Raw genomic sequence first — 25,494 nt, forward strand, 5'->3', positions numbered from 1 at the left:
TCGTTGCCCAGCTTGACATCTCACCTACAGAGCGGCAGACCGCTGGTTAGGCTCCTGTCGTGACCGAGCTGGGCGATATCTTCGAACCGGGATCACCGCACGGGCGGACCTACGCCGTGCTGGTGCATCATCCACGCTCCGGGCTGGCCGATATCGCGAGCTACCTGGATGTTTCGCAAGAGTCGGCGGCGGCGTCGCTGAAAATGCTGTGCGAACTCCAAGCGGCGGTACAGCTTTCCGACGGCGCCGGCGAACCGATCTGGGATGCCCATGCGCCGGAGTCGCTTTCGGAGTCCGAGGCGCGGCGCCGCCAGCACGAGATCAGCCAGATGCACGCCGCGGCGGCCCGGCTCAGCGAGACCTTCCGTTCGGTGCGGCGTTCTCCGCGCAGCAACGGCGCCATCGTGCCCGTCTTCGAGCGGGTCGAGATGCTGGCCGACTTCGAGGAGATCCAGTCCGCGGCACGCGCTTCGGTGAAGCTGATCGAACGCGGGCCCTATCTCAGTGATTCCGAGCGCGAGCAGCGCCAGTTCCAGCTCAAGCGGGCCCGGCTCAACGAGGGCATCCGATATCAGACGCTCTATCAGGACACCATCTATCAGGACGCCGAACGACTACGGCACGCCCTGGCCACCAATGCCAGTGGCGCGCAGGCGCGCACGCTGCCGGAGCCGCCGTTCAAGATGATCGTCGTGGACGACGAGCGCGGCATCCTGGTGCTGCACGCCGACGAGCGCCGGCCGGATCCGATGGGTATCCGGGTCTCCGGTTCGCCCGCGCTGCGCTTGATGATCAAGACCTTCGATGTGCTGTGGTCGCTGGCCGCGCCGATCTCGGTGAATCCCTCCGCCGAGGAGCTGGACGAACGCGACAAGGCGATCCTGACCCTGATGGGGCTGGGCGCCACCGACGACACCATCGCCCGCCGCCTCGGGATGTCGCGCCGCACCGTGGTGCGCCGCACCGCGCGGCTGCTGGAGCGGCTCGGCGCGAGCACCCGGTTCCAAGCCGGGGTGCAGGCGACGCGGCGCGGCTGGCTATGAGAAGTGTCACCGTTCCACTCGTGCAACGTTCGGCGCCGGTGGATCGATGTGCCGTACGGCAACCCGTTGTGCTTTTCGCCCAGGTTCAGTGGTTCGGACAGCCCGATATGATTGCCCGGACCGCGCCGGCCCAGGACGACGATCTCCGGGGTGGGGCTGAACAGACAAGGCCGTGCGGCCGCTGAGATGAACGGCCGTGCGGCCGAGCTAGACGCGAGAGGTGATTACACCCGAATGGATACTGCCCGTCGTTCCGGTCGGAGTACCCGTCGCCGCAGGTCGGGCACCCCTACCTTCGGTCAGCTGCTCACCGCCGCCGTGGAGTCCGCCGCCGACGCGGTGGCCGTGCGCGCCGGCACCGAGGAATTCACCTACCGCCAGCTGGACGCGGACTCCTCGCGGCTGGCCCGGGAGCTGATCGAACGCGGTATCGGCCCCGGCGACGTGGTCGCCATCGGCATCGCCCGCGGCGTCGAATCGGTGCTCGCCATCTGGGCCATCGCGAAGACCGGCGCGGCCTATGTCCCGGTCGACCCGGCCTACCCCGCCGAGCGGATCGCGCACATCGTCGGCGACTCCGGCGCGGTGCTCGGCCTGACCACCTCCCAGTACCGGCGCAAACTCGGCTCCGACATCTACTGGATCGAGCTGAACGACCCGGTCGTGGCGCGGCGCGTGCTGGACCGCCCGGAACACCCCATTTCCTACGCCGACCGGGTCCGGCCGCTGGACGAGCGCCACCCGGCCTATGTCATCTACACCTCGGGGTCCACCGGCAAGCCGAAGGGCGTGGTCGTCACGCACACCGGCCTGGCCGGGCTGGTCGCCGCCGAGGCCGAGCACTACCAGGTCACCGGGGATTCCCGGGTGCTGCACGTCTGCTCGCCGAACTTCGACGTGTCCGTGCTGGAAATGCTGCTCACCTTCTCTACCGGCGCCACGCTGGTGGTCTCGCCGCCGACGGTGTTCGGCGGCTTCGAGCTGGCCGAGCTGCTGCGCCGCGAGCAGGTGACGCACATGCTGATCACGCCGGGCGCGCTGGAGTCGGTGGATCCCGCCGACCTGCCCGACCTGCGGGTCGTGGTGGTGGCCGGTGACAAGTTCGGTCCGGAACTGGTGGGCCGCTGGGCCACCGCGGACCGCGAGTTCTACAACGGCTATGGGCCGACCGAGGCCACCATCCTGGCCACCAGCACGCCGCCGATGCGCGGCGACGAGCCGGTCACCATCGGCACCGCCATCCCGGGCGTCGGCGCGTTCGTGCTCGACGGCCGGTTGCGGCCGGTGCCCGCCGGCGTCATCGGTGAGCTGTATCTGTCCGGCCCCGCGCTGGCCCAGGGCTACCTGAACCGTCCCGGCCTGACCGCCGAGCGCTTCGTCGCCAGCCCGTTCGGCGCCGACGCCGAGACACCCGGTGCCCGCCTCTACCGCACCGGCGACCTGGTGCGCCGCGCCGAGAACGGCATCATCGAATACCTGGGCCGGGTCGACTTCCAGATCAAGGTGCGCGGCTTCCGCGTGGAGCTGGGCGAGATCGACAACGCGCTGGAGTCGCACCCCGCCATCGACTACGCGGCCACCCTGGGCAAGACGCTGCCCTCGGGCCAGACCGCGCTGGTGTCCTACGTGCTGCCGCACACCGAGGTCGACACCGCCGCGCTGCTCGAGTACCTGGCGGAATCGCTACCCGCGCACATGATTCCGGCCTCGATCATGGTGCTCGACGAGATCCCGCTGAACCCGGTCGGCAAGCTCGACCGGGCCGCGCTGCCCGAGCCGGTGTTCGCCACCCGCGAATTCCGCGCTCCCGTAACCCCGGCCGAGCAGGTGATCGCCGATGTCTATGCGGCCCTGCTGATGTCGGGTGACGACGCGCAGGTGGGCGCGGACGACGACTTCTTCGCCCTCGGCGGCAACTCCCTGCTGGCCGCGCAGGCCGCCGCCCGCATCGGTTCCGCGCTCGACGTGCGCGTGCCGGTGCAGCTGCTCTTCGAGGTGTCCACGGTGACCGGGCTGGCCGAGCGGGTGCTGCGCCTGGCCGCCACCCCGGCGGGCCGGGCCCTGCACGCGGTGCCGCGACCCGAGCTGGTGCCGCTGTCCTACGCGCAGCAGCGTATGTGGTTCCTGAACCGGTTCGATCCGGACAGCGCGATCAACAACATTCCGGTCGCGGTGCGGCTGTCCGGGAAACTGGACGTGGTCGCGTTGCAGTCGGCAGTACGGGATCTGGTGGAGCGGCACGAGGTGCTGCGCACGGTCTACCCGGAGGTCGACGGCGCCGGCGTGCAGTCGGTGCTGCCGCTGACCGATCCCCGTGCGGTGCCGCCGCTTCCGACGCTGGACGCGGTCCCGGAGCGGGTGGCCGAGTTCGTCACCCGGGTGGCGATGACCAAGTTCGACGTGACCGCCAAGCCGCCGGTCCGGGTGCAGTTGCTGCGCCTGAGCGACGACGAGCATGTGCTGGTGTGCGTGATCCACCACATCGCGGGCGACGGTTTCTCGATGGGCCCGCTGACCCGGGACCTGATGACCGCCTACGTGGAACGCACCCGGGGCGGCCGTCCGGACTGGGAGCCGCTGGCGGTCCAGTACGCCGACTACGCCCTCTGGCAGCGCGAAACCCTCGGCTCCGAGGACGATCCGGCGGCCCTGCTGTCCCAGCAGATCGCCTACTGGCAGGGTCGGCTCGCGGCACTGCCGGAGCAGTTGAACCTGCCCGCCGACCGGCCGCGCCCCGCCGCGGCCTCCAACCACGGCGCGACCGTGCGCACCACCGTGGACGCCGAGCTGCACGCCGCCCTGTACAAGGTTGCCCAGCAGCACAATTCGACGCTGTTCATGGTCGCGCACACCGCGCTGGCGGTGCTGCTCGCGCGCCTGTCCGGCACCCGCGACATCGTCATCGGCACACCGGTGGCGGGCCGCGGCGAGGCCGCCCTGGACGACCTGATCGGCATGTTCGTCAACACCCTGGTGTTGCGCACCGAGATCGAGCCGGGCGCCCGCTTCACCGACCTGATCGGCCAGGTGCGCCAGACCGACATCGAGGCCTTCGGTCACGCCGACGTGCCGTTCGAGCGGCTGGTGGAACTGCTGGATCCGGTGCGCTCCACCGCCCGGCACCCGCTGTTCCAGGTGCTGCTGGTCTTACAGAACATGCAGCAGACCCGGCTGGAACTGCCCGAACTGAGCGTGGCGGGCGCGGAACTGAACGTGCCGCTGGCGAAATTCGACCTGCAACTGGAAGTGGTCGAGGAACTCGCCGAAGACGGCTCCCCGCAGGGTCTTTCGCTGGCCTTCACCTACGCCACCGATCTGTTCGACGAGCCGACCGTCGAGGATTTCGCCGATCGCTTCCGCCGGATCCTGACCGCGCTCACCGGCGACACCGGTGCCGTGGTCGGCGATGTCGACCTGCTCGCCCCCGGCGAGCGGGAGCTGGTGCTGCGCGAGTGGAACACCCCGGGCGCTCAGGTTCCCGAGGTCACCCTCGTGGATCTCATCGCGGCCCAGGCCCGCCGACGCCCGGACGCGATCGCCGTCCGGTTCGGCGCCACCGAGCTGACCTTCGAGGAGTTGCAGCGCCGGGCGAACCGCGTGGCGCGTGCGCTGATCGCACAGGGCGCGGGCCCGGAAACCCTTGTCGCCGTGGCCCTGCCGCGCACCGAGGAGCTGCCGATCGGCCTGCTCGCGGTGCTGATGACCGGCGCGGGCTACCTGCCGATCGACACCACCTATCCGGCCCAGCGCTTGGAGTTCACGCTCACCGACGCCGCGCCTGCCTGCATCCTGACCTCGGCCGAGGTGGCCGGCGAGGTGCCCTCGGGTGCCGTGCCGCTGGTGCTGCTGGAGCAGACCGGCGAGTTGCCGGACGCCCCGATCACCGATCGGGACCGGCTCGCGCCGCTGCGCCCGGACAACCTGGCCTATGTCATCTACACCTCCGGTTCCACCGGTGTGCCCAAGGGCGTCGGGGTCGCGCATCGCAATGTGGTGGAGCTGTTCGCCAACACCCAGCTGCTGTTCGATTTCGACGAAACCGATGTGTGGACCCTGTTCCACTCCTTCGCCTTCGACTTCTCGGTGTGGGAACTGTGGTGCGCCCTGGCCAACGGCGGCACCGTCGTCGTGGTCGACTACCTGACCTCCCGGTCGCCGGAGCTGTTCCGCGAGTTGCTGATTCGCGAGCAGGTCACCGTGCTGAACCAGACGCCCTCGGCGTTCTACCAGCTGGCCGAGGCCGACCGCGCCGCGCACTCGTCCGACGCGGGCGAACTGGCCCTGCGCTATGTCGTCTTCGGCGGCGAGGCACTGGATCTGCGGCAGCTCAAGCGCTGGTACGAGCGGCACGCCGTGGACGCGCCGTGGCTGGTGAACATGTACGGCATCACCGAGACCACGGTGCACGTGTCGTTCCTGGAGCTGAACGAGCAGATGGTCGACGACGCGGCCAGCGTGATCGGCCGGGCGCTGCCGGGCCTGGACGCCTACGTCATCGACGAGCGCCTGCATCCCGCGCCGGTCGGCGTGGCCGGCGAGATCAATATCGCCGGTAAGCAGCTCTCCCGGGGTTACCTGGGCCGTCCGGGCCTGACCGCGTCTCGTTTCGTCGCCAACCCCTACGGCGAACCCGGCTCGCGTATGTACCGCACCGGTGACGTCGGCCGCTGGGTCGGCTTCGGCGGCCGCGCGAACCTGGAATACGCCGGGCGCAGCGATCAGCAGGTGCAGCTGCGCGGGTTCCGGATCGAGCTCGGCGAGATCGAGTCGGCGCTGCTGCGCTGCCCGGGCGTCAGCCAGGCGGTGGTGCTGGTGCACACCGACGAGCACGCGGGCGACCGGCTGATCGGATATGCCGTGGCCGACACCGAGGCTCGGCTCGACCCGGTCGAATTGCGTTCCGGGGCGGCGGAATTCCTGACCGCCTACATGGTGCCCGACGCCATCGTGGTGCTGGACACGCTGCCGCTCACCCCGAACGGGAAGCTGGACCGCAAGGCCCTGCCCGCACCGGAATTCGTGAGCGCGGCCGCCTTCCGCGCGCCGTCCTCGCCGATCGAACTGGCCGTGGCCGAGGTCTTCACCGGCCTGCTGCCCGGCGCCGAGGTCGGCTTGGACGACGACTTCTTCGCCCTGGGCGGCAATTCGCTGCTCGCGACCCGCGCGGTGGCCCGCGTCAACGAGGCGCTGGACGCCAACCTCGCGGTGCGCGAACTGTTCGAGGCCTCGACCGTGGCGGCGCTGGCCGCCCGCGTCGCCGTGGGCACCGGCGCCGCCACCCGGCCGCCGCTGGCCCGGGGTGAGCGGCCCGCGCGGATTCCGCTGTCGCTGGTGCAGCAGCGGATGTGGGTGCTCAACCAGCTCGACCAGGCCTCACCCGCCTACAACATCCCGCTCGCCATCCGGCTCACCGGCGTGCTCGACGTGTCCGCGCTGCGGTACGCGGTCGCCGATGTGCTGGAGCGGCACGAGGCGCTGCGCACCCGCTACCCGGTCAACGAGCCGGGCGGCCTGCCCTACCAGGAGATCGTCTCGGTCGCCGAGGCGCTGCCGGGTGGGCTGGAGGTGCAGACCACCGCCGACCCGATCGCGCGGATCACCGAGATGATGTCGCGCGGGTTCGACGTGACCACGGCGGTGCCGCTGCGCGCGGTGCTGCTGAACTCGGCCGACAACCCCGAGGAGCACCTGCTCGTCGTGGTGGTGCACCACATCTCGGCCGACGGTGTCTCCATGGCGCCGCTGGCCCGCGACCTGGCCACCTCCTATCTCGCTCGCGTCGAGGGCCGGTCGCCGGCCTGGGTGCCGCTGGAGGTGCAGTACGCCGACTTCGCGCTCTGGCAGCGCGCGGCCATCGGCGCCGAGGACGACGAGAGTTCGGTGGCCGCCGCGCAGCTGGCCTACTGGCGCAAGCGCCTGTCCGGGCTGAACGGCGAACTGGCGCTGCCGCTGGATCGCCCGCGTCCGCCGGTGCCGTCCATGCGCGGCGCCGCGACCGGGATCAGCGTGCCCGCCGAGGTGCACGAGAGCCTGGTCCGCTTGGCGCGCGAGCACAATTCGACGCTGTTCATGGTGGTGCACGCGGCGCTGGCGGTGCTGCTGGCGCGGATGTCCGGCAGCTCCGACATCGCCATCGGCACCGCGATCGCGGGCCGCGGCGAGCGGGCGCTGGACGACCTGGTCGGCATGTTCGTCAACACCCTGGCGTTGCGCACCACCGTCGAAAGCGGCGCCGCCTTCGCCGATCTCGTCGCGCAGGCGCGCGAGACCGACCTGTCGGCGTTCGGCAATGCCGATGTGCCGTTCGAGCGGGTGGTCGAGGAGGTCGCCGCCGGGCGCTCCGCGCACAATCCGCTGTTCCAGGTGGTGCTGTCGTTCGAGAGCACCGAGGCGCCGACGCTGGAGCTGCCCGGGCTCACGATCGCGGGGCTGGACGCCGGCGCGATCGCCGCCAAGTTCGACCTGCAGGTGATCGTCGACCCGCGCACCTCCGGTGCCCTGAGCGTCGTATTCAGCTATGCCACCGACATTTTCGACGAGTCGACGGCCAAGGCCTTCGCCCGGCGCTTCGAGCGGATCCTGGCCGCGGTGGCCGCCGATCCGCAGGTCGTCGTCGGCGATATCGACATCCTGGATGCCGAGGAACGCGATCGGGGCCAGGCGGGGCAGACCGCCGCCGTCGAGGCGGTCGAGAACACCGGCACCGCCGGCGCCGCGCTGACCCAGTCGCTGACCGCCGCGGTGGAGGACGACCCCGAGGGCCCGGCGCTCGTGCACGGCGAACAGGCCGTCAGTTACCAGGAGCTGGACGCGCGCTCCTCGAAGCTGGCGCGGGTGCTGATCGATCGGGGCTGCGGCCCCGGCACGGGTGTCGCGGTCCGGTTGGCGCGCGGCGCCGACGCGGTGGTCGCGAGCTGGGCCGTACTCAAATCCGGTGCGGCGCTGGTGGGTTCGAGCCTGCCCGCCGGACTGGAGGTCAAGGTCGGTCTCGGGTCCGGTGCCGAGGACCTGGAGTGGCTCGACCTCGGCGACGCCGCGGTGCGGGCCGAACTCGACGCGCAGTCCCCGCGCCCGGTGACCTACGCGAACCGGGTGCGCACGCTGCGCGGCAGCGACCCGGCGCTGTTCGACGTCGCGGGCCCGCTCACCTACGACGAGCTGGCGGCCGCGGTCGACCGATTCGCCGGTCGGGCCGAGCTGACCTTCGAATCGCGCACCTACGGCACCGGTGCTCCGGGTTCGGCCGCCGGGCTGCTGGAGGTGGTGACGGCCGGTGCCAACGGCGCGGCCGTCGTGGTCGCCGACGCGGCCGATCTGACCGGCCTGCTCGCCGACGAGTGGGTGACGCACGTGGTCACCGACCAGGCCGGGCTGAGCAGCGTCGACTTCGGGGAACTGGAAGATCTGCGCACCGCGGTGCTGACCGATGGCGGCGCGTCCGCCGCGGCGGGAGACGTGGAAATAATCCCGCTCGCGGAATTGCTGGGATTCGAGGTGCCGAGCCGGATCGGCTGACCTCAAGGCCTGGTTAAGGTGCGCCTCGCGATATGCCGCTGGGTGCACCGACAGGGCAGAATAGCAAGGCTTCGGACGCGGCGTTACCGCTTTCGGGGCAGCGCTGGCCCACCCGCGGTGACGCGGTGGCAGTGAAGACAGCGGTGGTTCGCCGCCGCTGAGAGAAACTGATGAGGGAGTGGCGTGTTGGTGGTGCAGGGCTGGCAGTTGACCGTGGTGTGTGAGGTCGTGGGCTGATGTCGCGGCCCACCCGCACCCGGCCCGCTCGTCCGCAGCGCTCCCGGGTCAAAACCCTGCCGCAACTACTGTCCGCCGCCGTGGAGGCCAACCCCGCGGGTACCGCCGTCGTGTTCGCGGACGCACAGACCTCGCTGGCGCAGCTGAGTTACGCCGAGCTGGACGAGCGGTCGACGCGCCTGGCCCGGCTGCTGCTCGCGCGGGGGATCGGGCCGGAGGATCTGGTCGCGGTGGGTGTGCCGCGCTCGGTGGAGTCGGTGGTCGCGGTGTGGGCGGTGGCCAAGACCGGTGCGGGTTTCGTGCCGGTGGATCCGAACTACCCGCAGGACCGGGTCGCGCACATGGTGGCGGATTCCGGTGCGGTGCTGGGGCTCACGGTCGAAGCCGTCGCCGCCGCGGTCGTTCCGGCGGCGAGCGGAGGCGAGGCGGCCGAGTGGCTCGTCATCGACGATGCCGAGTTCCTGGCCGGGCTGGCGGAGTTCTCACCGGAGCCGGTGACCTACTCGGACCGGCCACGGATGCTGCGGGCCGAGCACCCCGCGTACGTCATCTACACCTCCGGCTCGACGGGCAAGCCCAAGGGCGTGGTCGTCACCCAGGCCGGTCTGTCGAGCTTCTGCGACGAACAGCGCGACCGCTATCGCGTCACGAGTGATTCGCGCACACTGCATTTCGCCTCACCCTCGTTCGACGCCTCGGTGCTGGAACTCCTGCTGGCGGTAGGCGGCGCGGCGACCATGGTCGTGGTATCGCCGACCGTCTACGGCGGTGCGGAACTGGCGGCGCTGCTGCGGCGCGAGCGCGTGACCCACGCCTTCATCACGCCCGCCGCGCTGGCCTCGGTCGACCCCGCGGGACTGGACGATTTCCAGGTCGTGGTCGCCGGTGGCGAAGCCTGCCCGCCGGAACTGGTGCGGCGCTGGGGATCCGGCCGCGAGCTCTTCAACGGCTACGGCCCGACCGAGACCACGATCATGACCAACATCAGCTCGCCGCTGGTGCCGGGCGAGACCGTGACGATCGGCGGCCCGATCCGCGCGATCACCGAATACGTGCTGGACGACCGGCTCACGCCGGTGCCGAACGGTGTCATCGGCGAGTTGTACATCACCGGTGCGCAACTGGCGCGCGGCTATCATCGGCGGCCGTCGCTCACCGCCGCGCGCTTCATCGCGAATCCCTTCGACGGCACCGGTTCCCGGCTGTACCGCACCGGTGATCTGGTGCGCTGGACCGCCGACCACGAGCTGGAGTACCTGGGCCGCAACGACTTCCAGGTCAAGATCCGTGGTTTCCGGATCGAGCTGGGTGAGATCGACGCGGTGCTCGCGGCACACGACTCGGTCGATTTCGCCGTCACCGTGGGCCATGATCTCGACACCGGCGCAACCATTCTCGTCTCGTACGTGCATGCCGCGGCGGGCGCCGTCGCCGACGTCGCGGCGCTAACCGAACACGTGCAGGCGAGCCTGCCCGCGCACATGGTGCCCACCACCATCATGGTGCTCGGCGAGATCCCGCTGACCCCCGTCGGCAAGCTGGACCGGGCGGCGCTGCCGGCGCCGGAGTTGCGCGCCAAGGAGTTCCGCGCGCCGCAGACCCACCTCGAGGAGATGGTCGCGGCCGTCTACGCCGAGCTGCTGGAACCGCCGAACCCCATCGGCGCGGACGACGATTTCTTCGAACTCGGCGGCAACTCGCTGATCGCCACGCAGGTCATCGCGCGCTTGGGCGCCGCACTGGATACCCAGGTGCCGGCCCGGCTGCTGTTCGAAGCGTCCACCGTGGCGGCGCTGGCCGAGCGGCTGGAGGAGTCCAAGGGTTCGGGGCGGCGGCTGGCGCTGACGCCGATGGCGCGGCCCGCGCGGATTCCGCTCTCGCCCGCGCAGCAACGGTATTGGTTCCTCAATCAGTTCGATCCGTCCGCCTCGGCGGTGGACAACATCCCGCTCGCGGTGCGCCTGTCGGGTGCGCTGGATGTGGCCGCGCTCGGTGCGGCGATCGGTGACGTGTTCGCCCGGCACGAGGCGCTGCGCACGGTGTATCCGGGCTCGCCCGAGGGCCCGTACCAGGTGGTGCATCCCGCGCCGACCCGGCCGTTCACGCTGACGCCGGTCGAGGTCGAGCCCGACGACATCGTCTCGCACATCGTCGAATTGGCGCTGACGACGTTCGATGTGAGCGAGGACGTTCCGGTCGCGGTGGCGCTGTTCCGGCTGGCGCCGGACGAGCACGTGATCGGTTTCGTGGTGCATCACGTCTCCGCCGACGGCTCCTCGATGGGGCCGCTGGCCCGCGATGTGATGATCGCCTACACCGCGCGTTCCGCGGGCAGCGAGCCGGACTGGGCGCCGTTGCCGGTGCAGTACGCCGACTACGCGCTGTGGCAGCGGGCCGTGCTGGGTTCGGAGCAGGACCCGGATTCGGTGGCGACCCGCCAGATCGGTTACTGGAAGCAGACTTTGGCGGGGCTGCCGGATCAGCTGGAGCTGCCCGCCGACCGGCCGCGCCCGCCCGCGCGCTCGTTCCGCGGCCAGACGGTGCGGTTCCAGATCTCGCCGCGCCGGCACGCGCGACTACAGGAGATCGCCCGCGCCAACAACGCCTCGCTGTTCATGGTGTGCAACGCGGCGCTGGCGGTGCTGCTGGCGCGGCTCTCGGGCGGCGACGACATCGCCGTCGGCACCCCGATCGCGGGCCGCGGGGAACGCGAACTCGACGACCTGATCGGCATGTTCGTCAATACCCTGGTCTTCCGCACGCACGTGCGGCCCGAGGCGAGCTTCACCGAATTGCTGGCCGAGGTGCGCGAACGCAACCTGGAGGCCTACGCGCACGCCGACGTCCCGTTCGAGCGGCTCGTCGAGGTGCTGAACCCGGTGCGTTCGGCCGCGCGCAGCCCGCTGTTCCAGGTCGGCCTCTCGTTCCAGAATCTGGCGCAGACCACCTTCGAGCTACCCGGATTGACCGTCAGCGGCGTCGATTTCGACACCTGGCTGGCCAAGACCGACCTGCACGTCACCCTCACCGACCGCTACGCCGAGGACGGCACGCCCGCCGAGATCCTGGCCGAATTCGGTTACGCCACCGACCTGTTCGACGCGCCGACGGCGCTGGGCTTCGCCGAGCGGTTCGTCCGGGTGCTGGACGCGGTCATCGCCGACGAGACGGCGCCGGTCGGCTCGATCGACCTGCTCGCCGCCGCCGAGGGCGACCGCATCCTGGACGCGTGGAACGCCACCGATCATCCGGTCGACGCGAACGCGACGCTGGTCTCGCTGCTGGACGCGACGGTCGCGGCGAACCCGGACGGGGTGGCGCTGGTCGCCGACGCTCCGGCGGGCCGGGCCGAGCTCACCTACGCCGAGCTGGACGCCCGGGTGAATCGTCTCGCGCGGCAGTTGATCGCCGCGGGCGTCGGGCCGGAAGCACGGGTGGCGCTGGCGCTGCGGCGCTCGGTCGATCTCGTCGTCGCGATGTACGCGGTGGCCCGGGCCGGCGGCGCCTACGTGCCGGTCGATCCGGATCAGCCCGCCGAGCGCATCGCCTACATCCTGGAGACCGCCGCACCGGTCTGTGTGCTGACCAACGCGGACGCCGCGTTCGGCACCGACCTCGCGCCGGTGCTGGTGCTGGACGCGCTCACCGGTGGCGACACCACCCCGATCACCGATGCCGACCGCCTGGCGCCGCTGCGCCCCGGGCACACCGCCTACGTCATCTTCACCTCGGGCTCCACCGGCCGGCCGAAGGGCGTCGCGGTCACGCACGCCGCCATCGCCAACCAATTGCTGTGGAAGGCCGCCGAATTCGGCCTGAGCCCCAAGGACGGGGTGCTGCTCAAGACCGCCGCCACCTTCGACCTCTCGGTCTGGGAGTTCTGGTCGGCCGCGGTCTGCGGCGGCCGCCTGATCATCGCGACGCCCGACGGTCACAAGGACCCGGTCTACCTCAACGAGCTCATCGCCCGGGAATGGGTGACCACCCTGCACGTGGTGCCGTCCATGCTGGACGCCCTGGTCACCGCCGAGCTGCCGGAGTGCGTGTGGCGGGTGCTGGCCATCGGCGAGGCCCTGCCCGGCGCGCTCGCGCAGCGGCTGCGCCGGGAGCGCCCACTGATCGAGCTGTTCAACCTCTACGGCCCCACCGAGGCCGCGGTGTCGATCACCAGCCACCGGGTCACCGAGGACGACCAGGCGGCGGTGCCGATCGGCCGGCCCGAGTGGAACAGCCGGGTGTATGTGCTGGACGCGCGCCTGAACCCGGTGCCCGTCGGCGTCTCCGGCGAGCTGTACCTGGCCGGCGCGCAACTCGCGCGCGGCTACTTCGGCCGCCCGGATCTGACCGCGGATCGGTTCGTGGCCAATCCGTTCCAGCCCGGCGCCCGGATGTACCGCACCGGTGACCTGGTCGCCTGGAACACCGGCGGCGAACTGGACTATCGGGGCCGCACCGACTTCCAGGTGAAGATCCGCGGCTTTCGCATCGAGCTGGGCGAGATCGAGGCCGCGCTGCTGGCGCTGCCCGGCATCGCGCAGACCGCCGTGCTCGCGGTCGCCGATCCGCGCACCGGCGATCGCCTGGTCGCCTACCTCGTCGGCACGGACATCGAAGTGGCACAGGTGAGTTCCGCCCTCGGCGCGGCCCTGCCCTCCTACATGGTGCCCTCGGCCTTCGTGGTCCTGGACGCGCTGCCGCGCAACGTCAACGGCAAGCTCGACCGGAAAGCCCTGCCCGCACCCACCTTCCAGAAGGCGGTGTTCCGGGCGCCGGTCACCCCGATCGAACAGATCGTGGCCGCCACCTTCGCCGAGGTACTCCAGGTCGACGGCGGTGACGAGCACCTGCGGATCGGCCTGGACGACGAATTCTTCGCGCTCGGCGGCAATTCGCTGCTGGCCACCCAGGTGGCCGCGCGGCTCGGCGCGGCGCTCAACGCCCGGGTTCCGGTGCGATTGCTGTTCGAGGCGGCCACCGTGGCTGCGCTGGCGGTCAAGGTCGAGCAGCACGCGGGCACCGGTGCGCGCAAGGCGCTGTCGGCCGGGCCGCGCCCACCGCGCATTCCGCTCTCGCTCGCGCAGCAGCGGATGTGGTTCCTCAACCAGTTCGACCCCCAGTCGGCGGCGAACAACATCCCGTTCGCGATCCGGTTGACCGGCACGCTGGATCTGCACGCCCTGCAATGCGCGCTGGCCGACCTGATCGAGCGCCACGAAACCCTGCGCACGGTCTACCCGGCCGTCGACGGCACCGGCTACCAGGTGATTCTGCCTGCCGCGCAGGTGGTTCCGCGGCTCCGGCGCGACCCGATGACCGAGGCCGACCTGCCGCGCTGGCTCAGCGAGATCCTGCTGTCCGGCTTCGACGTGGCCGAGCAGGTTCCGCTGCGCGTCGGCGTCGCCCAGGTGGCCCCGGACGAGCACGTGCTCGCCATGGTGGTGCACCACATCGCCGCCGACGGCGCGTCGTTCGCGCCGCTGGCCCGCGACCTGATGATGGCCTATCTGGCCCGGCGCGAGGACGCGCGCCCGATCTGGACGCCGCTGCGGATCCAGTACGCCGACTACACGCTGTGGCAGCGCGACCTGCTCGGCGACTCCGACGACCCGGAATCGCTGGCGGCCGCGCAGATCTCGTACTGGCGTGCCGCGCTGGCCGGCATTCCGGACCGGCTCGACCTGCCCGCCGACCGTCCGCGCCCGCTGATCGCGACCGGCGGCGCGGGGGAGTACGGCTTCGAGGTGGACGCGTCGGTGCGCGCGGGGCTCAGCGCGCTCGCCCAGCGCTCGGGCACCTCGGAATTCATGGTGGTGCACGCGGCGTTCGCGCTGCTGCTGGCCCGGTTGTCGGGCACCGGCGACATCACCATCGGCACCCCGATCGCGGGCCGCGGCGAGCGTGAGCTCGACGATCTGATCGGCATGTTCGTCAATACCTTGGTACTGCGGACCCGGATCGATCCCGGCGCCTCGTTCCTGGAGCTGCTGGCGGCGGCGAAAGAGACCGACCTCGGGGCTTTCTCGCACGCCGAGTTGCCGTTCGAGCGGCTGGTCGAGGTGCTCGATCCGGTCCGTTCGCAGGCCCATCACCCGCTGTTCCAGGTGGCGCTGTTCTTCCAGAACATGGATCAGGCCGAACTCGAACTGCCCGGCATCTCGGTGCGCACCCTCGAATTCGACGGCGCCATCGCGAAATTCGACCTTCAGCTGACGATCGTGCCCGAGCAGGGCGACCAGCAGCTGGGCGGCATGGCCGCGGTGTTCACCTATGCCACCGATCTGTTCGACGAAGCGACCATCGTGCGCTACGCCGAGCGGCTGGTGCGGATCCTGGCCGCCGTCGCCCTCGACCCGGAGCAGCCGGTCGGGGCGATCGAGCTGCTGGACTCCGGCGAGCGCGACCGGATCCTGCTGGGCCGGAACGACACCGGTCAACCGGTAGCCCCGGAACTGCTGCTCGACGGCTACCGGCGCGCGGTCGCCGAACGGCCGGGCGCGGTGGCGCTGTCCTACGAGGGCGAGTCGCTGACCTACCGCGAGTTCGACGAGCGCGTGAATCGCCTTGCGCGCCTGCTGATCGCGCGTGGCGTGGGCTCGGAAACACTGGTGGGCCTGGCTCTCCGGCGTTCGCTGGATCTGGTGGTCGGCATGTACGCGATCGTCACCGCCGGTGGCGCCTACGTGCCGCTGGATCCGGATCATCCCGCCGAGCGGATCGGGCACATCCTCGACACCGCGCGGCCGCTGGGCGTGCTGACCACGACCGACGCGGCGTCCTGCCTGCCGGAGGGCACCGAGTCGCTGGCGCTGGACGCGATCGATCTGAGCGGCTATCCGGGCGAACCGGTGCGGGCCGGGGAGCTGCTGCGTCCGGTGCGCCCGGACCATCCGGCCTACGTCATCTTCACCTCGGGTTCGACCGGCCGCCCCAAGGGCGTGGCGGTCTCGCACGAGGCGATCCACAACCAGATCACCTGGATGCTGGCCGAGTATCCACTGGGCCCGGACGATGTCTATCTCCAGAAGACCGCCACCACCTTCGACGTGTCGCTGTGGGGCTTCTTCATGCCGTTGCGGGCGGGCGCGAAGCTCGTCGTCGCCACGCCGGACGGGCACCGGGATCCGCGGTACGTCGCGGAAACCATTGCCGTCCAGGCGGTCACGGTCACCGACTTCGTGCCGTCCATGCTGACGGTGTTCGCCGCGCACACCGCGCCGGGTGGCACGGCCTATCCGTCGCTGCGCTACGTCTTCGTCATCGGTGAGGCGCTGCCGCCGGAAACCGTGGCCGCCTGGGCCGCGGTCTCGGCCGCGCCGCTGCACAACCTCTACGGCCCGACCGAGGCCGCGGTCTCGGTCACCTACTGGCCCGCGTCGGCCGCCGACGTGCGCACCGTCCCGATCGGTGTTCCGCAGTGGAACACCCAGGTGTACGTGCTGGATTCGCGGCTACGGCCGGTGCCCGCCGGGGTGCCGGGTGAGCTGTATCTGGCCGGAGCCCAGCTGGCCCGCGGCTACGTGCGCCGCCCGGACCTGTCCGCGGATCGGTTCGTGGCCAACCCGTTCGGCACCGGCGCGCGCATGTACCGCACCGGTGATCTCGTGCTCTGGCGCGAACACCCGGACCGGCTGGAGTACCTCGGCCGCACCGACTTCCAGGTGAAGTTCCGCGGCCAGCGCATCGAGCTCGGCGAGATCGAAACCGCGCTGCTGGCCCAGGATTCGGTGAATCAGGCCGCCGCGCTGGTGGTGGCCGCGCCGCTGGGCGATCAGCTGGTCGCCTACGCCGTGCCCGCGCCGGGCCGGTCGATCGAGCCGCAGGCGCTGCTGGCCGCGATCGCCGAAACCCTGCCCGCCTACATGATCCCGGCGACCATCGTGGCGCTGGACGAATTCCCGCTGAACGCCAGCGGCAAGCTGGATCGCAAGGCGCTGCCCGAACCCACCTTCGCGGCCCGGGAATTCCGGGCCCTGGCCAACCCGGTCGAGGAGATCGTGGCCGAGGTCTTCGCCACCGTCCTCGGGCTGGATCAGGTCGGCGCGGACGACGACTTCTTCGAGCTCGGCGGCAACTCCCTCGTCGCGACCCGGGTGGCGGCCCAGCTCGGCACCGCCCTGGATACCCGGGTGCCGGTGCGCGCCCTGTTCGAAGCCTCGACGGTGGCCGGACTGGCCGCCAAGCTGGCGCAGACCGCGCACACCGAGGCCGACCGGCCCGCCCTGGTCGCCGGTCCGCGGCCGGAGCGCATTCCGTTGTCGCTGGCGCAGCAGCGTATGTGGTTCCTGAACCGGTTCGACAGCACGTCCACCGCCTACAACCTGCCGGCCGCGGTGCGCCTGACGGGTGCGCTCGATGTCGCCGCGCTGCAATCGGCGGTCGCGGATCTGCTCGCCCGCCACGAATCTCTGCGCACCGTCTACCCCGAGCAGGACGGCGTCGCCTACCAGGTGATCCTGTCCCCGGACGCCGCCGTGCCCGATCTGTCGCCCGAACCCGTCGCGGCCGCGGATCTGCTCGAGCGCGTCGTCGAGGTCTTCGCCGCCGGCTTCGATGTCACCGCCGAAGTGCCGTTGCGCGCCAAGCTGTTCCAGGTCGAGGGCGGCTCGGAGTATGTGCTCGTGCTGGTGGCGCATCACATCAGCGCCGACGGCTGGTCGATGGGGCCGCTGACCCGCGACATCATGACCGCCTACGCCGCCCGGACCGCCGGTGCGGCGCCGGGCTGGACGCCGCTGCCGGTGCAGTACGCCGACTTCGTGCTGTGGCAGCGCGCGGCGCTGGGCGCGGAGTCCGACCCGCAGAGCTTGATCGCGGCGCAGGCCGCCTACTGGCGGACCGCCCTGGCCGGTGTGCCGGAAGAGCTGAACCTGCCCGCGGACCGGCCGCGCCCGGCCATGCAGTCCTTCGCCGGCGGCCGGGTCGAGTTCGTGATCGATGCCGAAGTGCACCAGGGCCTCCGGGCGATCGCGCGGGAGCAGACGGCGACCATGTTCATGGTCGTGCACACCGCCCTCGCGGTGTTCCTGGCCCGCCTGTCGGGCACCGCGGACATCGCCATCGGCACCCCGGTGGCGGGGCGTGGCGATGCCGCGCTGGACGACGTGATCGGCATGTTCGTCAACACGCTGGTGCTGCGCACCCAGGTCGACGGGGAGCGCGGCTTCGCCGAGCTGCTGACGCAGGCCAAGGACGTCGACCTCCAGGCGTTCGCACACGCCGACCTGCCGTTCGAGCGCCTGGTGGAACTGCTGAATCCGGAGCGCTCCACCGCCCGGAACCCGCTGTTCCAGGTGGAGCTGGCGTTCCAGAACCTGCCCGACACCGATTTCGAGCTACCCGGATTGCGCATCGGCGCAGTCGATTTCGAGATCGGCACCGCCCAGTTCGACCTCTCGCTGACCATTCGCGAGGCGGAGTCCGCGGGTGCGGCCGCAGGGCTGTACGCGGAATTCCAGTACGCCCGTGACCTGTTCGACGAGGCCACGGTGCGGGTGTTCGCCGAGCGTTTCACCCGCCTGCTGGGCGGCATCGTCCGGGACGCGCGGCGGCCCGTCGGGGATCTGCCGCTGCTCTCGGAGCCGGAGTATCGCGAATTGGCGCCGGTGCGCGGCGCGGCCGGCGCGGGCGCGGGCCTGCTGCCGGACCTCATCACCCGTGGCCTGCGGCTCGGCGCCGACCGGACCGCGGTGCGCATCGCGGGCCGCTCGATCAGCTACGGCGAACTCGACGCGTACTCCTCGCGCCTGGCGCGGGTCCTGATCGACAGCGGCATCGGGCCGGAAAGCCTTGTCGCCCTGGCACTGCCCAGGTCCTACGAGATGATCGCCGCGATCTGGGCGGTCGCCAAATCCGGCGGCGCCTTCGTGCCGGTGGACCCGGCGTATCCGGCGGACCGGCTCCGGCACATGGTCACCGATTCCGGTGCGGTGCTCGGCATCACGAGCACGGCGGACCTCGCGACGCTGCCCGGGGACCTGTCCTGGCTGGCGCTGGACCACCCGGCGACCGGGGAACTGCTGGCCGAGCGGTCCGACGCGCCCGTCACCGCCGCGGATCGGCTGGGCCCGCTGCTACCGGCCCACCCGGCCTACCTCATCTACACCTCCGGATCGACCGGCCTGCCCAAGGGCGTCACCGTGCCGCACACCGGCCTGGCCGGTTATGCCGGGTATGTGGTCGACGCCTACCAGCTGACCGCGGACCATCGCATCACCCAGGTGACCTCGCCCAGCTTCGACCAGTCGGTGGAGGAGTGGCTCAGCGCCTTCGTCACCGGCGCCACGCTGGTGATCGTGCCGCAGGGCGTGATCGGCGGGCACGAGCTGACCGAGCTGCTGCGCGCCGAGGCCGTCACGCACACCGTGCTGACCCCCGCGCTGCTGGGCACCCTGGACCCCGCCGGTCTGGACCAGCTGGCGCTGGTGGCCACCGGCGGCGAGGCGACGACGCCGGAGCTGCTGCTCAAGTGGCAGCCGGGCCGTCGCTACGTCAACGGGTACGGGCCCACCGAGATGACCATCGGCGCGTTCTTCGGCCCGCAGTTCGCGGGCCAGCGCCTGACCATCGGCAAACCGGTGCACGAGATGTCGGCCGTGGTGCTGGACGCGCGGTTGCGTCCGGTCGCGCCCGGCGTCGCCGGTGAGCTGTATCTGGCCGGTCCCGCGATGGCGCGGGGCTACCACAACCGGGCCGGGCTGACCGCGGATCGCTTCGTGGCCAACCCGTTCCAGCCGGGTGCGCGCATGTACCGCACCGGCGACCTGGTGCGCTGGGTAGCCGCTCCGGAGCGGGCGGACCGGCTCGCCGCGGGCGCGCCCGCCGGCTGGGAGCTGGAATACCTGGGGCGCACCGACTTCCAGGTGAAGATCCGCGGCTATCGCGTCGAGCTCGGCGAGATCGACGCGGTGCTCGGCGCCCACCCGGACGTCGACTTCGCGACCACGCTCGGCCGCGAGAACGGCGGCGGCGCAAAGGTTCTGGTGTCCTATGTGACCGCGGCGCCCGACACCGTCGTGGACCCGGCCCGCTTGAGCGCGTACCTGGGCGGCAAGCTGCCCGCGCACATGGTGCCGGCCGCCATCGTGGTGCTGGACCGGGTGCCGCTGACCCCGGTCGGCAAGCTGGACCGTAAAGCTCTGCCCGAACCGGTCTTCGAGAAGACCGCCTTCCGCGCGCCGGCCACGCCGATCGAGGAGATCGTGGCGGGCGTCTACGCCGACCTGCTCGGCGTCGCGCGGGTCGGTGTCGACGACAACTTCTTCGAGCTGGGCGGCAACTCGCTCATCGCCACCCAGCTGATCGCCCGGCTCGGCGCGGCCTTCGACACCCGGGTGCCGGTGCGGCTGCTCTTCGAAGCGCCCGCGGTCGGCGCGCTGGCCACCCGGCTGGCCGAACTGTCGGGCAGCGGCGGCCGCCGCGAACTCATCGCGGGCCCACGGCCGGAACGCATTCCGCTCTCGCCCGCGCAGCAGCGCATGTGGTTCCTCAACCAGTTCGACGGCGCGTCCGCGGCCTACAACCTGCCGGTCGCGGTGCGGTTGACCGGTGCGCTGGACGTGCCCGCGCTGCGCGCCGCGATCGGGGACATCATCACCCGGCACGAGGTGCTGCGCACGGTCTACCCGCAGGCCCCGAACGGCCCGGTGCAGGTGATTCTGCCCGCGGCCCAGGCGATTCCCGCGCTGGACGAGCGGTGGGTCGCACCGGCCGAGGTCCCCGCGGCCGTGGCCGGGCTGCTGGCCACCTCCTTCGACGTCACCACCGAGGTTCCGCTGCGCGTCACGCTGCTGCGGATCACCGCCGACGCCGCCGGCCCGGCGGAGTACGTGCTGGCGATGGTGGTGCACCACATCGCCGGCGACGGCGTCTCCGACGGCCCGCTGGCCCGCGATCTCGCGGTCGCCTACGCGGCGCGCGCCGCGGGCGAGGTGCCGGGCTGGGCGCCGCTACCGGTGCAGTACGCCGACTTCAGCATCTGGCAGCGCGAGCTGCTGGGTCACGAGGACGATCCGGAGTCCCTGGCGGCCAAGCAGATCGACTATTGGCGCACGGCGCTGGCCGGACTGCCGGATCAGCTCGAACTGCCCGCAGATCGGCCGCGGCCCGCCGTGCAGTCCTTCGCCGGCGACCGGGTCGAGGTCCGGGTCGAGGCCGAACTGCACCGCGCGCTGGTGGATTTGGCGCGCGCCGAGGGCGCGACGCTGTTCATGGTGGTGCACTCGGCGCTGGCGGTGCTGCTGGCCCGCCTCTCCGGCACCGCGGACATCGCCATCGGCACGCCGATCGCGGGTCGTGGCGAGGCCGAACTCGACGATCTCATCGGCATGTTCGTCAACACGCTCGTCTTCCGGTCCCGGGTGCGGCCCGGCGCGGCCTTCTCCGAGCTGCTCGCGCACCAGCGCGAGACCGATATCCAGGCCTTCGCACACGCGGACGTGCCGTTCGAGCGCCTGGTCGAGGTGCTGAACCCGGTGCGCTCCACGGCCCGGCATCCGCTGTTCCAGGTCGGGCTGTCCTTCCAGAACCTGGGTCAGGTCGAACTGGAACTGCCCGGCCTGACGCTCTCGGGTGTGGACATCGAGTCCGGGGTCTCGCAGTTCGATCTGCACTTGATCGTGGCCGACGGCTACGACGAGGACGGCGCGCCGATCGGCCTCGGCGGCTACTTCACCTACGCCACAGCGCTTTTCGATCGGTCGACGGTGCAGGGCTTCGCGGATCGGTTCGTCGCCCTGCTGGCGGCGGTGGCAGCGGAGCCCGCCCGCGCGGTCGGCGAGATCGAGCTGCTGGCGCCGGACGAGCGGGTGCGAATCCTGCACGGCTGGAACGACACCGCGCATCCGGTGCGTCCGGACGCGACCCTGGTCTCGCTGCTGGACGCGACCGTGGCGACGGCGCGCGATTCGGTGGCGCTGATCGCCGCCGACGGCACCCAGGTCAGCTATGCCGATCTCGATGCCCGGGTGAATCGTTTCGCCCGGCATCTGATCGCGCTCGGCGTCGGGCCCGAGTCCCGGGTGGCGCTGGCGCTGCGCCGCTCGGTGGACCTGATCGTGGCGATGTACGCGGTGAGCAAGGCCGGTGGCGCCTACGTGCCGGTGGACCCGGACCAAGCGGCCGAGCGCACCGGCTACATCCTCGCCACCGCGGCCCCGGTCTGCGTGGTGACCGACGCCGACGCGTCCTTCACGACCGAAGTCGCACCCGTGGTGCGCGTCGACGCGATCGACGACACCCTGGCGGCCGGCCCGATCACCGACGCCGACCGGCTCGCGCCGCTGCGGCCGGAGCACACGGCCTACGTCATCTTCACCTCCGGCTCGACCGGCCGCCCGAAGGGCGTCGCGGTGCCGCACGGCGCCATCGCGAATCAATTGCTCTGGAAGACCACCGAATTCGGGCTGGACGCCGCCGACGCGGTGCTGCTCAAGACCGCCGCCACCTTCGACCTGTCGGTGTGGGAGTTCTGGACGGCCGCGGTCTGTGGCGGCCGGCTGGTCATCGCCGCACCGGACGGTCATCGTGACCCGGCCTACCTGAACGAGCTGATCGCGCGCGAATGGGTGACCACGCTGCACGCGGTGCCGTCCATGCTGGACGCGCTGCTGGGCGCCGGGGACCTGCCGGATTCGCTGTGGCGGGTGCTGGCCATCGGCGAGGCGCTGCCGGGACCGCTGGCCCAGCGCTTCCGCCGCGAGTTGCCGCGGGTGGAGCTGTTCAACCTGTACGGCCCGACCGAGGCGGCGGTGTCGATCACCAGCCACCGCGTCACCGACGCCGACGCGGTGTCGGTGCCGATCGGCGCGCCGGAGTGGAACAGCCAGGTATACGTGCTCGACGGGCGGCTGCGCCCGGTGCCGGCCGGTGTCTCCGGCGAGCTCTATCTCGCGGGTGCGCAGGTGGCGCGCGGCTACTTCGGCCGCCCGGATCTGACGGCGGATCGCTTCGTGGCCAACCCCTTCCAGCCGGGCGAGCGGATGTATCGCACCGGCGACCTGGTCGCCTGGCAGGCCGACGGGGAGCTGAGCTACCGGGGTCGTACCGACTTCCAGGTGAAGATCCGTGGTTTCCGGATCGAGCTGGGCGAGATCGAGGCGGCGCTGCTGGCGCTGCCCGGGATCGCGCAGGCCGCGGTGCTGGCCTCGTCGGATCCGCGCACGGGCGATCGGCTGATTGCCTACCTCGTCGGTGCGAATATCGATGTGGCGCAAGTGAAGTCCGCGCTGGATACCGTGCTGCCGTCCTACATGGTGCCCGCGGCGTTCGTGGTGCTGGACGCGCTTCCGCTGACCGTGAACGGCAAGCTGGATCGAAAGGCACTGCCGGAGCCGGAGTTCGAGGCCCAGGCCTTCCGCACGCCGTCGACCCCGATCGAGCAGGTCGTGGCGCGGGTGTACGCCGAGGTGCTCGGCGCCGAGCCGGTGGGCGCCGACGACGACTTCTTCGCCCTCGGCGGTAACTCGCTGCTGGCGACCCAGGTCGCGGCCCGCGTGGGCGCGGCACTGGAGACCCGGGTGCCGGTGCGCGCGCTGTTCGAGGCCTCGACCGTCGCCGGGCTGGCCCGCGCGGTGGAGCGGCACGCCGGGGCCGGTGGGCGGCACGCGCTGGTGGCCGGCCCACGGCCGGAGCGCATTCCGCTCTCGCTCGCACAGCAGCGCATGTGGTTCCTGAACCAGTTCGACGGCGAGTCCGCGGCCTACAACATCCCGGTCGCGGTCCGGCTGACCGGCGAGCTGAACATCGCCGCCCTCGGGGCGGCCATCGCGGATCTCGTCGAGCGGCACGAAGTGCTGCGCACCGTCTACCCCAAGACCGACGACGGTCCCGTGCAGGTGATTCTGGCCGCGGCGCAGGCGACTTCGGAGCTGGCGGTGCGTACGCTCGCCGCGCCGGAACTGGAATCGGCGGTCGTCGGCTTGATGTCGGCCCCGTTCGATGTCACCGCCGAAGTGCCGCTGCGCGTCGAGCTGTTCCTAATCGAGGGCACGGCAGACGAATTCGTGCTCGCGCTGGCGATTCACCACATCTCCGGCGACGGTTCGTCGATCGCGCCGCTGACCCGCGACCTGATGATCGCCTACGCGGCGCGTGCGGCGGGGGCGGCGCCCGGCTGGACGCCGCTGCCGGTGCAGTACGCCGATTACAGCCTGTGGCAACGTGAACTGCTCGGCAGTGAGGACAACCCGCTCTCGCTGTCGGCCCAGCAGGTCGACTACTGGCGCACGGCCCTGGCCGAGCTGCCCGATCAGCTGGACCTGCCCACCGATCGCCCGCGGCCCGCGGTGCAGTCCTTCGACGGCGACCAGGTCGAGGTGCGCATCGACGCCGCACTGCACCGCGCGCTGGTCGAGGTGGCCCGCGCCGAGGGCGCGACCCTGTTCATGCTGGTGCATTCGGCGCTGGCGGTACTGCTGGCACGGTTGTCGGGCACCGAGGACATCGCGATCGGCACCCCGATGGCGGGCCGCGGCGAGGCCGAACTCGACGACCTGATCGGCATGTTCGTCAACACCCTGGTGTTCCGCTCGCGAGTGCGGGCCGGGGCCTCGTTCACCGAACTTCTGGCGCGCCAGCGCGAGACCGATCTGGAGGCCTTCGCGCACGCGGACGTGCCGTTCGAGCGGCTGGTCGAGGTGCTGAACCCGGCCCGCTCGACGGCCCGGCATCCGCTGTTCCAGGTCGGCCTGTCGTTCCAGAACCTGGGGCAGGTCAGCCTCGACCTGCCCGGCCTCACGGTCGCGGGCGCGGAGTTCGACACCGCCATCTCACAATTCGACCTGCACTGGATCGTGGCCGACAGCTACGACGACAAGGGCGCGCCGGCGGGCATCGGCGGCGGCATCACCTACGCCACCGCCCTGTTCGATCGGGCGACGGTGCAGGGCTTCGCGGAGCGCTTCGTGCGGCTGCTCGCGGCGATCGCGGCGGACCCGCGCACCGCCGTCGGCGATATCGAGCTGCTCGACGCCGCCGAACAGCGCGCGCTCGTGGTCGAGCGCAACGCGACCGCCCACCGGACGGACACCTCCGCGACCTTGGTCGCGCTGCTGGACGCGACGGTGGCGGCCGAGGCGGCCGCCGTGGCCCTAGTCGCGGCCGACGGCGCCGTGCTGACCTACGCCGCCCTCGACAGCCGGGTGAATCGCCTGGCCCGGCTGCTCATCTCGCTGGGTGTCGGCCCCGAGTCGCGGGTGGTGCTGGCGTTGCCGCGCTCGGTCGACCTGGTGCTCGCGATGTACGCGGTGGCCAAGGCCGGCGGCGCCTACGTGCCGGTGGATCCCGATCAGCCCGCCGAGCGGACCGGCTACGTCCTCGAAACGGCCGCGCCGGTCCTGGTCCTCACCACTTCGGGCACGGGTTTCCGCACCGCTGCCGTGCCCGTGGTGCACTTGGATGCCCTGCACCTGCATGCGGTGTCCGATGCGCCGGTGGCCGACGCTGAGCGGCTGGCGCCGTTGCGGGCCGGGAACACCGCGTATGTGATCTTCACGTCGGGTTCGACCGGTCAGCCCAAGGGTGTGGCGGTGCCGCACGCGGCGATCGTGAATCAGTTGCTGTGGAAGACCGCCGAGTTCGGTCTCGGTGTCGAGGACGCGGTGTTGTTGAAGACCGCGGCGACCTTCGATTTGTCGGTGTGGGAGTTCTGGTCTGCCGCTGTCAGTGGTGGTCGTTTGGTGATCGCGGCTGCGGATGGTCATCG

General features: G+C 71.2%; 3 protein-coding genes. All 3 read left to right on the plus strand.

What is annotated here, in order from left to right:
- Positions 1-59 precede the first annotated feature (59 nt).
- A complete protein-coding gene (locus AB0H76_RS28150; protein ID WP_357329774.1) occupies positions 60-1,043 on the plus strand; it encodes a LuxR C-terminal-related transcriptional regulator in 984 nt (327 codons plus the stop codon).
- A gap of 234 nt (positions 1,044-1,277) precedes the next feature.
- A complete protein-coding gene (locus tag AB0H76_RS28155; protein ID WP_357329775.1) occupies positions 1,278-8,558 on the plus strand; it encodes an amino acid adenylation domain-containing protein in 7,281 nt (2,426 codons plus the stop codon).
- Positions 8,559-8,794: 236 nt separating this feature from the next.
- The coding region (locus AB0H76_RS28160) for a non-ribosomal peptide synthase/polyketide synthase (protein WP_357329777.1) at positions 8,795-25,494 on the plus strand (16,700 nt) is incomplete at its 3' end.

It is taken from the genome of Nocardia sp. NPDC050712 (assembly GCF_040654295.1).
Taxonomy (GTDB): Bacteria; Actinomycetota; Actinomycetes; order Mycobacteriales; family Mycobacteriaceae; genus Nocardia.

Bases quoted from the DNA above. Each gene is read 5' to 3' on its own strand.
- AB0H76_RS28155 (WP_357329775.1), top strand. From the start codon at position 1,278: ATGGATACTGCCCGTCGTTCCGGTCGGAGTACCCGTCGCCGCAGGTCG.